Source organism: Gallionella capsiferriformans ES-2, assembly GCF_000145255.1.
Classification (GTDB): Bacteria; Pseudomonadota; Gammaproteobacteria; order Burkholderiales; family Gallionellaceae; genus Gallionella; species Gallionella capsiferriformans.
Window position 1 is genome coordinate 242,050 of record NC_014394.1, and the last position, 12,841, is coordinate 254,890.

Consider the following 12,841-nt stretch of genomic DNA (forward strand, 5'->3'; position numbering starts at 1 on the left):
ATATAAAATGTCTACAAAAACTTTGCTTCTGGTGGACGGATCGTCCTTTCTTTACCGCGCTTTTCACGCTATTCCTGAGATGCGCAATCAGCACGGCGAACCGACCAATGCGATCTACGGCGTGCACAACATGCTGCGCCGCCTGCGTCAGGATTTTCCTGCCGATTATAGCCTGTGCGTATTTGACGCAAAAGGTAAAACCTTTCGCGACGACCTGTATCCGCAATATAAAGCCAATCGTCCTTCCATGCCTGCTGATTTGGTGGCGCAAATCGAACCACTGCACCAGTTGATTGCCGCATCGGGTTGGAAAATTGCCATGGTGGAGGGCGTGGAGGCAGACGATGTGATCGGCACGCTGGCGCGCCAGGCCTCTCGGGACGGCGTGCGCTGCATTGTCGCGACGGGAGATAAAGATCTGGCGCAGCTGGTTGACGAGCATGTCACTTTGATCAACACCATGAACAATGAAACGCTGGATATGGCCGGTGTGAAGGCGAAGTTCGGCGTGCCGCCCGAGTTGATCGTGGACTATCTGGCGTTGATGGGCGATACGGTGGATAACGTGCCAGGCGTTGAAAAGGTGGGTCCCAAAACGGCCGTTAAATGGTTGTTGCAACACGGCTCGCTCGATAACCTGATGCGAAATGCCGACACAATCAGCGGGGTGGTGGGTGCGAATCTGCGCAATGCGCTGGAGTGGCTCCCGCAGGCGCGGCAGCTTGTTACGGTGAAATGCGATGTGCCCGACTTGCCCCTGTACGCTGAGCTGGTCGCGCCAACGCCGGACAAGGCGGCGTTAAGGCAGCTGTTTGAGCGTCTTAATTTTAAAACCTGGTTGCGCGAATTGAATGCGGCGACGGAGGTGGCGAAGGCGCCCGAACAGGCAGAGGTGTCGGCCGTGCCTGAGCTTGTCAGCACCGCGCAGGTGCAGTATCAAAAAATTCTCACCGGTGAGCAGCTCGACGCTTGGCTCGCTCGCCTGCTTGCCGCCGATCTGGTCTGTCTCGACACCGAAACCACGGGGCTTGATGTGATGGATGCACGCTTGGTCGGGATGTCCTTTGCGATCACGCCGCACGAGGCCGCTTACCTGCCTCTGGCGCACCGGTATCCCGGGGTGCCGGATCAGTTGGATCTGGATGCAACGCTTGCCCGTCTGCGTCCTTGGCTTGAGAGCGAGCAGCACAAGAAGCTTGGGCAAAACCTAAAATACGATAAGCACATTTTCGCCAATCACGGCATTGCGCTGCGCGGGATATCTGACGATACGCTGCTCGAATCTTATGTGCTGGAGAGCCATAAATCGCACGACATGGATAGTCTGGCCTTGCGCCATCTCGGGGTTAAAACGATCAGTTACGAAGAGGTGGCGGGTCGTGGCGCCAAACAGATTTGTTTTGATCAGGTCGATCTGGATATTGCGACCCGCTATGCCGCAGAGGACGCTGACATCACCTTGCAGTTGCATCAGTCGCTGGCGCCAGAAATCACAGGGAAAACCGGTTTGCAGCATGTGTACCGCGACATCGAGCTGCCGGCGATGCAGGTGTTGTTCGTGATGGAGCGCAACGGCGTTTTGCTCGATGCCAATTTGCTGCATGTACAAAGTCATGAGCTGGGGGTGAAACTGATCGCACTGGAAGCGCGTGCCCACGAGGCCGCAGAGCAGCCGTTCAATTTGAACTCGCCCAAGCAGATACAGGAAATTTTGTTCGATAAATTAAAGTTGCCGGTGAAGAAGAAAACGCCGAGCGGCGCGCCGTCCACCGACGAAGAGGTGTTGCAGGAACTGGCGCTGGACTACCCGCTGCCGAAAATATTGCTCGAGTATCGCGGGATGGCGAAACTCAAATCCACCTATACCGACAAACTGCCGAAGATGGTCAATCGCGCCACGGGCCGCGTGCACACCAGTTATTCTCAGGCAGTCGCGGTAACCGGACGGCTCGCCTCCAGCGATCCTAATCTGCAGAATATTCCGATCAGAAGTGCAGAGGGGCGACGTATCCGCGAAGCGTTCATTGCGCCATCCGGTAGTTGCATCGTGGCGGCCGATTACTCGCAAATCGAGCTGCGCATCATGGCGCACTTGTCGGGGGATGCGGGTTTGCTGCAGGCTTTTGCGAAGAATGAAGACGTGCATCGCGCAACGGCCGCTGAAATCTTTATGACGACGCCAGTTGATGTGACGACCGAGCAGCGGCGCTATGCGAAAGTCATCAACTTTGGCCTGATCTACGGCATGTCCGCTTTCGGGCTGGCGAAACAGTTGGGAATTGAGCGGGGCGCTGCGCAGGCTTATATCGCGCGTTACTTCGCACGCTATCCCGGGGTGCGCGACTATATGGACAGCACGCGCGAACAGGCGAAGCAGCAAGGCTATGTCGAGACGGTGTTCGGTCGCAGGTTATGGCTGCCTGAAATCAACAGCAGCAATGCGATGAAGCGTCAGGGGGCTGAGCGCGCCGCGATCAATGCGCCTATGCAGGGGACGGCGGCCGACTTGATCAAACTTGCGATGATACAAGTGCAGGGCTGGCTGGAGACGGAAAAACTCAAGACACGTCTGATCATGCAGGTGCACGATGAACTGGTACTTGAGGTGCCGGATGACGAGTTGTCGCTGATTAAAGCATCGCTGCCCGGCCTGATGTGCCATGTTGCCAATCTCAACGTGCCGCTGCTGGTGGAGGTAGGTTCCGGCAAAAACTGGGACGTGGCGCACTGAGCGCTTCGCTTGTTCAATAGTGGCGTGTCACCTATAATCTGGCAGCCTTAGGTCTTTGGGGGGCATGACCTTAATAACTGGATTTTTCTTTGGATATCAATTTTCAGCGCGCAGTTGATCGTCTTGCCGGGGTGCCGATCTGTGCGCTGCTCTCAGGATACGATCGTTTCCGTAATTTTCTGTTTGGCGCGCCCGCGCAAGCGGCTATCCCTCGGCGTATCCTGATTATATTGCTCTCCGAAATGGGCAGTCTGGTGTTGGCTCATGCCATGTTCGCCCAGTTGAAGCGGCAATATCCCGATGCGGCATTGCATGTGATGCTGTTCAAAAAGAATCGCGAAGTGCTCGATTTGCTGGGCGTTGTGCCTGAGGCCAATGTGCTGACCATCGATGATCGCACGCTGACTCAGTTTCTCCCGGATATATGGCGTGCTATCCGGTTGATGCGCGCCCTTAAATTCGATGTAGTGATCGACTGCGAACTGTTTACGCGCGTGAGCAGTATTTTTGCCTATCTGTCCGCAGCCCCCGTGCGCGTGGGGTTTTCTCGTCACACGCAAGAGGGACTGTATCGCGGCACGTTCATCAATCGTCCTGTGATGTACAACCCTTACCGCCATTTGTCTGAGCAGTTTTTGACGATGGTCGCAGCGATCGGCTCTGCCAGCGTGCCTAAAGGAAAATCCGCGCCGGTATTGCGTGTTGAGCGCCCACCCCAACTGGTGTTTCGCGACGGCGAACTGGAGGAGGTCGCCTCCGCCCTGTATGCCGATTTTCCGGCAATTTCCGGCAAAAAACTTGTACTGGTGTATCCGAGTGGCGGCATTTTGCCGATCCGCGCCTGGCCGCCTGAGAGTTATAAGCTGCTTTGCGTGAGTCTGCTGGCGGACGGTTATGCGGTCGGGTTGATCGGCATGAAAGACGATGCGCCGCTGGCGCAAGAAATCGTAGAGTACGCTCAGAGTCAATATTGCGTCGATCTGACGGGCTACACCAGAACGGTGCGGCATTTATTGTGCGTGTTCCAGTATGCGTCACTCTTGGTGACCAACGACGGCGGCCCGGGCCAGTTTGCCGCCCTGACCCGCTTGCCGACGCTGGTGTTCTTCGGGCCGGAAACGCCTGCGCTGTATAGCCCGTTGACCGACAATATTCATTGCCTGTATTCGTCCTGGTCTTGCTCGCCTTGTCTGACGGCCTACAACCATCGTTTATCGCCTTGCGATGGCGACAATCAATGTCTTAAACAAATTACCCCTGAACAGGTATTGAGCAAGTCGCGTGAATTGCTCAGCGTGGACAATACCGTATGAAATCGGCTCTCAATCTGAGCATCTCTATTCCCTCGTTGCTGCGCCGGATTTTTTCGCGGCGCTTTTTGAAATTCGGCACGGTCGGCGCCTCCGGTACGGTTGTCAATATCGGCGTGTTGTATCTGGCGCAGGAACATCTGTTTAACACGGTGCAGCACGTCGAGCTCAAACTGAATCTATCGCTCGCCGTGGCAATTTTGCTGGCGACACTGAATAATTTTTTCTGGAACCGATTGTGGACCTGGTCGGATCGTACGCAACAGCATCACCGTTCCTGGTTGTCGCAGTTCGGTCAATATACGCTGGCCTGCTGGCTCAGCATCGCGTTGCAAGTGCTGTTCACCAATTTGCTGGCACCGCATTTTTATTACCAGTTTGCAAATTTGATCGCCATCGCTTCAACGAGTGTGCTCAATTTCGTGCTGAATGATATCTGGACCTTCGGTCGCGTGAAGTTGCTGCCGGCGCGTGCGCCTGCCAAATCTGTCGATGAAGCGCATTAGTCCGGCGGCCTGGCGTTTCATCTACTACGGACTGGCGGTTGTGCTGGCCGTGTTTACCTATTTTTACGCGCTGGATAGCGCGCATATCCCGAAAAATGGCGATGAGTTTCCCTACACGCATATCACCCGGCTGACCGCGGAGAGCGGACATTTGCTGCCGCTGCAATCGCAATTGCACGGCATGAGAAATACCAAGCCGCCGCTGTTGTTCTGGCAGGGTATCCTCTCGACGCACTGGGGTGCCCAGTGGACATGGTGGAATCTGCGCTATCCGAGTGTCATTTATACCTTGCTGACCGCGCTGCTGGTTTTTTTGCTGGCGCACAGGCTGGCCGGTGAGCGCAGATCAGAGGGGGTTGATCCTGTGGAAACGGGTTTTATCGCGGCGCTGACCTATCTGGCCTTTTTTAGCACCTACCGTTTCGGGCGTCCATTTTTGGTCAACCCTGCCGAAATATTCTGGTTTTTTCTGCCCTTTTTTACGCTGTTGTACTGGCGCACTCAGGCCTTTGACTCACGGTTGATCGTGCCGCTGCTGTTGGGTGTCGAGGTGGGCATGGGGCTGTTGTATAAATCCTTCGCGCTGGTCGCCCCCGTCAGTCTGGCCCTGTCCTTATGGTATCTGCATCAGCGCCAGTATCGCTGGTCGGCCTTTATTTTGAAAGATGCGTTGAAGGTTGCCATCACCGTCATCGTCGCATTGGCGCTGTTCGGGCTGTGGTTCGTCTTCGATCCTGATCCGGCTGCCGTGTGGCGCGAGTTTATCGTCGGTGAAAATGCCGGAAAATTCGGCGCGCAGGGCGGCAGCTATCTGGGGCATCTGCTCTGGGGGGGCAGCAGTGTCTGGGCGCTGCTGCTCGGCTATCCGATGAATGCCGGACTGCTGGCATTTCCAGTGGCAGCCTTGGGGTGGGTTGCTTATCGGCGACCGTTGAGTGACGCCGAAAAACTGTTGTGGATATGGATGGGCGTTTTGTTCGTGGTGTTTTGTGTGCCCAGCCAGCGTTCTGCGCGCTATCTGCTCGAAGCGATGCCGGTCTTGGCGGTGTTGTGTGCACTCAGCTGGCAGCGCATCAGTCGCTGGGCGTTTGTCGCGAGCCTGTTGCTCTGCGGCGGTGTGCTGGTCTTGCTCGCATTTTTGTCGTGGCGGCTGCAACAGGCCATGCCGGGTGAGGACTTGTATTCGGCGGGTTACTGGCTGTTGCTCCTGATGACGGCAACGCTGTTGTTGCTGGGGATTTTTCACGCGCGCACGACGCGCTTGGTCACCAATGTGGTGGTGTTGCTGGTGATGTTGTCGCTGGCGGCTTTTTTGCGTCCGTTCGATGGCATCGCGGGAAATTTCAGTGCCGGCGCACAGCGCTATGCCGCAGGAAAAGAAGTCTGGGTGCCGTGCGACTTCAGGGCGGTTGACGAGGGTTACCGGTTTATCTTGCCGGGCGCCAAAATTCACGGTTATTTTGCGGGTGCGCCGTTAAGTGTGGGTGAATTGGCATCCCGTTATGATCTGTTTGCCGTGCAATTGCCGCTGCAAACGCCTTGCGACGGCTGCAAAATCATCGGCGAACGTCTGGAAATACGCGGTCGCCACAGCCCTGATGAGCTCAAGCGTATTTTGGCAGGCGAGGTGTTTGAGCAGCTGTTCGTTAAGGAATTGCTGATCGAATCATCCGGTGTGTCTCAGGTTGCCGCGAAGGAAGAGGGGTGCCGGTAATGTCATGGCAACGCCGCATCCTGTTGAATCTCGTGTTGCTCGCTTTTTCCTGCGGGTTCTATAAAGCGATGTCACGCCCGGCGGCCGCCAGTTTTAAGATGCAGGCAACAGTGCCGGTGAAGGTTACATCAGCGCGGTACGAGACGCATTTTGCCTCGTCCAAGCTGTTCACGCAGGTACATGCCGCCTCATCCATCGAGCTCAAAGACGGGCGCATTCGGGCTTTCTGGTTTTCCGGTAGCCGCGAGGGAGCCAAAGACGTCGCGATACACAGCGCAGTGTTCGATCCTGCGACCGGTCAATGGAGCGCAGAATTGATTGCCGCGACACGCGAACAGACTCAGTCGACATTACATCGCTATATCGCAAAACTCGGCAACCCGATCGTCGGTCGCATGAGCGATGGCCGCTTGCGTATGTACTATGTCGCCGTGTCGCTGGGCGGCTGGGCGGGCAGTTCGATTACCACGATGACCTCAAGCGATGAAGGCACGACATGGACTACGCCGCGCCGACTGATTACATCGCCCTTTATGAATATCAGTACGCTGGTGAAAGGCGCGCCTTTTTTATACAGCGATGGCACGCTAGGTTTGCCTGTTTATCACGAATTTATCAGTAAATTCGGAGAGATGCTGCATCTGAGCCAAGAGGGCGTCGTACTCGACAAGCAGCGATTGGCCGCCGGTGGTCAGGGGACTTTGCAGCCTGTCGTGCTGATGCAAAATGAACATTCAGCTAAAGTCTTGATGCGCTATTCAAGCGCATCGGGGCCGCATCGCGTGGTGGCGGTCAGCACGCAAGATGCGGGGCTGCATTGGTCTGCGCCTGAAAAAACCGCACTGCGTAATCCTGATGCGGCGGTGACTGGCGTAACCCTGCCCGATGGGCGTATGTTGGCTGTGCTCAATGATCAAGAACTGGGTCGTGATACGTTATCGCTCGTGCTCTCGCAGGATGGCGGCGTCACCTGGCGGGTTGTGCAGTTGCTGGAAGATCAGCAGCAGGCAAGTTCGCAGCCTGATGAGGCGAATTTCATCAAAAATGCCGCACAGATGATTGAGAGCAGCGATGCTATAAGTACTTCCCGCCTCGAGCCGGCTGTCGAGTCCGCCAGACGTACCGTGTGTCATGACGGGCATTGTCGCTATGAGTTCTCCTACCCTTATTTGATACAGGCGTCCGGCGGTGATTTTCATCTCGTCTATACCTGGAACAGAACCTTTATTAAGCATGTCTGGTTTAATTTCGCGTGGCTCGATCAGCGCGCAGGGGAGGTCGATCATGCGCTTCACTGATATCAGCGCGCTTGCCGGTATCGCATTTGCGATCATGGTGCTCGCCTTACATCTACCTCTGATCAATCGGTTAAAGCAAATCAGCTTGTTTGGCGTGCTCCTGTTCATCGCGGCGCTCATTCCGGCCGATGGTCTGTCTGTTGCTGAATTCGTCCGGGGGATGCTGGGGGATTTGAGCTTTTCGACACTGCTGCTGTTGGCCATAGCATACGGTCGCATCCTGTCGGCGCGGTTGCATCGCAACGAGATACGCCATGATATAGATGGCTCGTTGCCGGTGTTGAGTGTCATCGCACTTGCGGCACTGGCGCTATATCCTTTTGCGCTGGGGATCGGGATGACTGACCCTTACCGGCTGGGTTACGGCGACATGGGATTTTTAGGCGGATTGCTGCTGGCGGCACTGCTCGCGTGGGCCTTACGGTACTCGTTGATTACACTGATTATTTCTCTGGCTGTATTGGGCTGGTCTGCCGGCTGGTATGAATCAAATAACCTGTGGGATTATCTGCTCGACCCGTGGGTGGCGATTTATGCGCTGGTTGCGCTGATTAAAAAATCGGTTTTACGCGTACGCAAAAAAATTATCTGATTTGGCTGCGCTCGATGCTGATGCCCACCATGCGGCAATTGCGTATCGCCTGTAATTTTGCAACGCTCACTTTGACCCACGGGGCGTTGAAATCTTTGAGGATGATCTGGGCGATGTGTTCAGCCAGTGTTTCCACTAGAGAAAAGTGCCCCTCGCTCAATACCGTCTGGATGTGCTGCGCGACCTTGGCGTAATCGAGCGCATCGTTGATGTCGTCGCTGTAACAGGCGCGACTGTTGGGCAGCGCGATATCGAGGTCAAGCTGCAAGGTTTGCGGGACGTGCTTTTCCCGCTCGTAAATGCCGATCAGGGTCGTGACTTTGAGTTCGCGTATAAAGATGATGTCCATATTTTTCGATGTTTGGTGGTTAAGTTGTGATTCAAGTAGAATTCACACCTGTTGAATTCTAAGGTATTACCGATGTTGACCCTAATTTTTGTTGTTGCAGCCTACCTGTTGGGCTCGGTGTCCTTTGCGGTTGTGACCAGTCGTATCTTTGGTATCGCTGATCCCAGAACCTATGGCTCCGGCAATCCGGGGGCGACTAATGTCTTGCGCAGCGGGAAAAAAGCCGCGGCTGCACTGACGTTGCTGGGCGATGCGGCCAAGGGTTGGGTGGCTGTGGCTGCCGCCCAGCACTATGCACCGGATGATTTACAGCTGGTCGCATTCGTGTTTATGGCGGTTTTTTTAGGTCACGTGTTCCCGATTTTTCTGCGCTTCAAAGGGGGCAAGGGGGTGGCAACCGCGCTCGGTGTATTGCTTGCGCTGAACGGCTGGCTCGGGCTGGCAGCACTGGTTACCTGGCTTGTTATCGCCGTCGTGTTTCGTTTGTCGTCACTCGCGGCATTGATGGCCGCAGCGACTGCGCCTGTCTATGCCTACGAGATGAATTTGCCGCAGGAGTGGGTGTTTGCGTGTTTTGTCATGTCTATGCTGCTCATCTGGCGGCATAAGAGCAATATTCAGAATCTGCTGGCGGGCAAAGAGAGTCGCATCGGGAAAAAAGCGTAGTTCGTTGCGAGCAGTAAGCTTAAGCGAATTCCTCTAGGTTCCAGCGTGGTTTGACGTTGAAACGGTAATCTTTCGTGCCTTGTCCCTCGCTCAGACGCAGCGCACCGGCAAAGGCGATCATCGCGCCGTTGTCGGTACAAAATTCCAGATCCGGATAAAACACGCAGCCCCCGCGACGGCCGATATCCTCGCTCAGTCGCTGACGCAGCATCTGATTTGCGCCCACGCCCCCTGCTACAACCAGTTGTGACAGTCCCGTCTTTACCAGGGCAGCACGCGCTTTGTGCGCCAGCACGTCGATGATCGCCTCCTGCGTTGCATAGGCAATGTCGGCGCGGGTTTGTTCGTCGAGCTCGTTTTGTCGTACCAAAGTTAGTACGGCTGTTTTTAAGCCGCTGAAGCTAAAATCAAGATTTCCGCTGTGCAGCATCGGGCGCGGCAGCTTATACAGGCCAGGTCGACCCGAAGTCGCGAGCTTCGCCAGCGCAGGGCCGCCCGGATAGCCGAGTCCCAGCAGCTTTGCGCTCTTGTCGAAGGCCTCTCCTGCTGCGTCATCCACGGTTTCACCGAGCAGTTCATATCTTCCCACGCCATCGACGCGCATGAGTTGTGTGTGCCCGCCCGATACTAAGAGTGCGACAAACGGGAATTCGGGCGCTGGATCGGATAAAAGCGGTGAGAGTAGGTGGCCTTCTAAGTGATGGATGCCTATAGTAGGTATATCGAGTGCGAAGGCGAGCGAGTTGGCGACACTAGCACCAACCAGCAGGGCGCCTCCTAAACCGGGTCCTTGCGTGTAGGCAATCGCGTCGAGTTGCTCGAACGTGAGATTGGCGTCCTGCATGACTTGTCTTATAAGAGGAATAGCGCGTTGCACGTGATCCCGTGATGCGAGTTCAGGCACGACGCCGCCGTATTCGCTGTGCATTGCGATTTGTGTATGAAGTGCGTGAGCCAGTAAGCCGCGGCCTGTTTGATAGAGCGCGATACCGGTTTCGTCGCAGGAAGATTCAATTCCGAGTGTAATCACAGCAGCCTTTCGAAGTAGACGCTATTGTAGTGAAAAACCGGACTGAGCAGTTTGCCGGTGCGATATTTCAATAATATTACCGAAAAGAGTTGACGTGGTATTTTAAGTGCCTATAATGCGCACCTCTTCACCGGAACAGTGGTTGAAACGAGGCGGATCTGGAAGCGGAAAAGTCTTAATAATCAATAAAATGATTGCGTTTCCTGATGTTTTTGGTGAGGTTGAAATAAAGGTGTGAAGATTTAGTTGACAATGTGTTTTTAGTCTCTATAATGCGCACCTCTTCAACGGAACGAGGTTTGAAACGAAGCGTAAGGGGTAGCCTGAAATGCTTAAAGATCAGAGGGTTGATTGAGTTTCGCCGGTTTAGTTGAGAAATAAAAGATTTCAAAATGTAGTTGACAATAAGTTTTAAGTCTCTATAATGCTGACCTCTTCGCTGCAAAGCGAACGCTCTTTAAAAACATAAATTAAACAATCGACGAGTGTAGGTGCTTGATTTTTGGTAGTTATCGGCTTCTTATGGAGCTTAAAAAGATAACGACTTTAAAATATAGTAGTGCTTACGCAAAGTCGAAAAAAATCATGTTATGTGATTTTCTTTGAGTAAGATCGGTTCAGCAGTGAACCAAAACAGGTATTGAACTTAAGAGTTTGATCCTGGCTCAGATTGAACGCTGGCGGTATGCTTTACACATGCAAGTCGAACGGATTAAAGAGCTTGCTCTTTAGTTAGTGGCGAACGGGTGAGTAATATATCGGAACATATCCGGAAGTGGGGGATAACGTAGCGAAAGTTACGCTAATACCGCATATGCCCTGAGGGGGAAAGGGGGGGATCGCAAGACCTCTCGCTTTCGGAGTGGCCGATATCGGATTAGCTAGTAGGTGAGGTAAAGGCTCACCTAGGCGACGATCCGTAGCTGGTCTGAGAGGACGACCAGCCACACTGGAACTGAGACACGGTCCAGACTCCTACGGGAGGCAGCAGTGGGGAATTTTGGACAATGGGCGAAAGCCTGATCCAGCCATACCGCGTGAGTGAAGAAGGCCTTCGGGTTGTAAAGCTCTTTCAGCCGGAAAGAAATTGCTTCTATTAATACTAGGAGTAGATGACGGTACCGGAAGAAGAAGCACCGGCTAACTACGTGCCAGCAGCCGCGGTAATACGTAGGGTGCGAGCGTTAATCGGAATTACTGGGCGTAAAGCGTGCGCAGGCGGTTTTTTAAGTCAGATGTGAAATCCCCGGGCTCAACCTGGGAACTGCATTTGAAACTGGAAGACTAGAGTATAGCAGAGGGGGGTAGAATTCCACGTGTAGCAGTGAAATGCGTAGATATGTGGAGGAATACCAATGGCGAAGGCAGCCCCCTGGGTTAATACTGACGCTCATGCACGAAAGCGTGGGGAGCAAACAGGATTAGATACCCTGGTAGTCCACGCCCTAAACGATGTCAACTAGGTGTTGGGGGAGGAGACTTCCTTAGTACCGTAGCTAACGCGTGAAGTTGACCGCCTGGGGAGTACGGTCGCAAGATTAAAACTCAAAGGAATTGACGGGGACCCGCACAAGCGGTGGATTATGTGGATTAATTCGATGCAACGCGAAAAACCTTACCTACCCTTGACATGTCAGAAAGATCGCAGAGATGTGATTGTGCTCGAAAGAGAATCTGAACACAGGTGCTGCATGGCTGTCGTCAGCTCGTGTCGTGAGATGTTGGGTTAAGTCCCGCAACGAGCGCAACCCTTGTCATTAATTGCCATCATTTAGTTGGGCACTTTAATGAGACTGCCGGTGATAAACCGGAGGAAGGTGGGGATGACGTCAAGTCCTCATGGCCCTTATGGGTAGGGCTTCACACGTAATACAATGGCGCGTACAGAGGGTTGCCAACCCGCGAGGGGGAGCTAATCTCAGAAAGCGCGTCGTAGTCCGGATTGGAGTCTGCAACTCGACTCCATGAAGTCGGAATCGCTAGTAATCGCGGATCAGCATGTCGCGGTGAATACGTTCCCGGGTCTTGTACACACCGCCCGTCACACCATGGGAGTGGAATCTGCCAGAAGTAGGTAGCCTAACCGTAAGGAGGGCGCTTACCACGGTGGGTTTCATGACTGGGGTGAAGTCGTAACAAGGTAGCCGTATCGGAAGGTGCGGCTGGATCACCTCCTTTCTAGAGAATCCGGAAATTGAGTGCCTACACTCATCGATTGTTTAATTTAAGAGTATTACCTGGGTCTGTAGCTCAGCTGGTTAGAGCACTGTGTTGATAACGCAGGGGTCGTTGGTTCGAGTCCAACTAGACCCACCAGTTAGAAATAGTTTTGCCGGGGGTTTAGCTCAGCTGGGAGAGCACCTGCTTTGCAAGCAGGGGGTCAACGGTTCGATCCCGTTAACCTCCACCATTAACTGAGAAGTAGTGGTGGTAGTAAGAAGTTGCAAGAACCCATATTTAAACCTTTAGGGTTTCGATATTGGCTTTTGCCGATAAGATGTTCTTTAAAAATTTGGAAGAAGTAAAGAAGTGATTCATGTATGAGTCAGGTTGGTTAACTCCATTCTTATGATTACATGTTTAACTTAAATGGGTTTTTGATTGTATCAAGACATTCCGTGATTAGTCATCATGGTTTGTACACA

At 53.8% G+C, this 12,841-nt stretch carries 9 protein-coding genes, 2 tRNA genes and 1 rRNA gene; 10 read left to right on the plus strand and 2 right to left on the minus strand.

The genetic code is table 11. The features are described from left to right. Positions 1–7: 7 nt before the first annotated feature. The 6 genes from polA (at position 8) to GALF_RS14730 (ending at position 8,151) form a co-directional block, all read left to right on the plus strand. The gene (polA, locus tag GALF_RS01020) at positions 8–2,731 is read left to right on the plus strand and encodes a DNA polymerase I (protein WP_013292186.1); all 2,724 of its coding nucleotides are present in this window, start codon (positions 8–10) and stop codon (positions 2,729–2,731) included. A gap of 89 nt (positions 2,732–2,820) precedes the next feature. Continuing rightward, positions 2,821–4,044, plus strand: coding sequence for a glycosyltransferase family 9 protein (locus GALF_RS01025; RefSeq protein ID WP_013292187.1), 1,224 nt, complete (start codon positions 2,821–2,823; stop codon positions 4,042–4,044). Continuing rightward, the gene (locus GALF_RS01030) at positions 4,041–4,547 is read left to right on the plus strand and encodes a GtrA family protein (protein WP_013292188.1); all 507 of its coding nucleotides are present in this window, start codon (positions 4,041–4,043) and stop codon (positions 4,545–4,547) included. Before GALF_RS01025 ends, GALF_RS01030 begins: the two co-directional genes overlap by 4 nt. Beyond that, positions 4,513–6,261, plus strand: coding sequence for an ArnT family glycosyltransferase (locus GALF_RS01035; RefSeq protein WP_223293715.1), 1,749 nt, complete (start codon positions 4,513–4,515; stop codon positions 6,259–6,261). Before GALF_RS01030 ends, GALF_RS01035 begins: the two co-directional genes overlap by 35 nt. Further along, positions 6,261–7,559, plus strand: coding sequence for a sialidase family protein (locus GALF_RS01040; RefSeq protein WP_013292190.1), 1,299 nt, complete (start codon positions 6,261–6,263; stop codon positions 7,557–7,559). Before GALF_RS01035 ends, GALF_RS01040 begins: the two co-directional genes overlap by 1 nt. Then, positions 7,546–8,151 carry a hypothetical protein gene (locus GALF_RS14730; RefSeq protein ID WP_013292191.1) on the plus strand — a complete coding sequence of 202 codons (606 nt, stop codon included), beginning with the start codon at positions 7,546–7,548 and terminating at the stop codon, positions 8,149–8,151. Before GALF_RS01040 ends, GALF_RS14730 begins: the two co-directional genes overlap by 14 nt. Here GALF_RS14730 and folB read toward each other — a convergent pair. Next, positions 8,144–8,500, minus strand: coding sequence for a dihydroneopterin aldolase (gene folB, locus GALF_RS01050; protein WP_013292192.1), 357 nt, complete (start codon positions 8,498–8,500; stop codon positions 8,144–8,146). The two genes, GALF_RS14730 and folB, sit on opposite strands and share 8 nt — an antisense overlap. 72 nt (positions 8,501–8,572) lie before the next feature. Here folB and plsY point away from each other — a divergent pair, with 72 nt between their 5' ends. Continuing rightward, complete coding sequence (plsY, locus tag GALF_RS01055) at positions 8,573–9,166, plus strand: glycerol-3-phosphate 1-O-acyltransferase PlsY (protein ID WP_013292193.1); 594 nt, start codon at positions 8,573–8,575, stop codon at positions 9,164–9,166. Between the two features lie 19 nt (positions 9,167–9,185). Here the strand turns inward: plsY and tsaD are convergent, their stop codons facing one another. Continuing rightward, a complete protein-coding gene (gene tsaD / locus GALF_RS01060; RefSeq protein ID WP_013292194.1) occupies positions 9,186–10,196 on the minus strand; it encodes a tRNA (adenosine(37)-N6)-threonylcarbamoyltransferase complex transferase subunit TsaD in 1,011 nt (336 codons plus the stop codon). A gap of 642 nt (positions 10,197–10,838) precedes the next feature. Between tsaD and GALF_RS01065 the strand changes: the two genes are divergently transcribed. The 3 genes from GALF_RS01065 to GALF_RS01075 all read left to right on the plus strand — a co-directional run bounded on the left by GALF_RS01065 (position 10,839) and on the right by GALF_RS01075 (position 12,606). After that, a 16S ribosomal RNA gene (locus tag GALF_RS01065) occupies positions 10,839–12,374 on the plus strand. Positions 12,375–12,435: 61 nt separating this feature from the next. Next, positions 12,436–12,512: transfer RNA gene (locus tag GALF_RS01070), tRNA-Ile, on the plus strand. 18 nt (positions 12,513–12,530) lie between these two features. Further along, a tRNA-Ala gene (locus GALF_RS01075) sits at positions 12,531–12,606 on the plus strand. The last annotated feature ends 235 nt before the right edge of the window (positions 12,607–12,841 follow it).

Coding starts and splice junctions, on each gene's coding strand:
- polA (WP_013292186.1), top strand. CDS start 8: ATGTCTACAAAAACTTTGCTTCTGGTGGACGGATCGTCCTTTCTTTAC.
- GALF_RS01030 (WP_013292188.1), top strand. CDS start 4,041: ATGAAATCGGCTCTCAATCTGAGCATCTCTATTCCCTCGTTGCTGCGC.
- GALF_RS01040 (WP_013292190.1), top strand. CDS start 6,261: ATGTCATGGCAACGCCGCATCCTGTTGAATCTCGTGTTGCTCGCTTTT.
- GALF_RS14730 (WP_013292191.1), top strand. CDS start 7,546: ATGCGCTTCACTGATATCAGCGCGCTTGCCGGTATCGCATTTGCGATC.
- folB (WP_013292192.1), bottom strand. CDS start 8,500: ATGGACATCATCTTTATACGCGAACTCAAAGTCACGACCCTGATCGGC.
- plsY (WP_013292193.1), top strand. CDS start 8,573: ATGTTGACCCTAATTTTTGTTGTTGCAGCCTACCTGTTGGGCTCGGTG.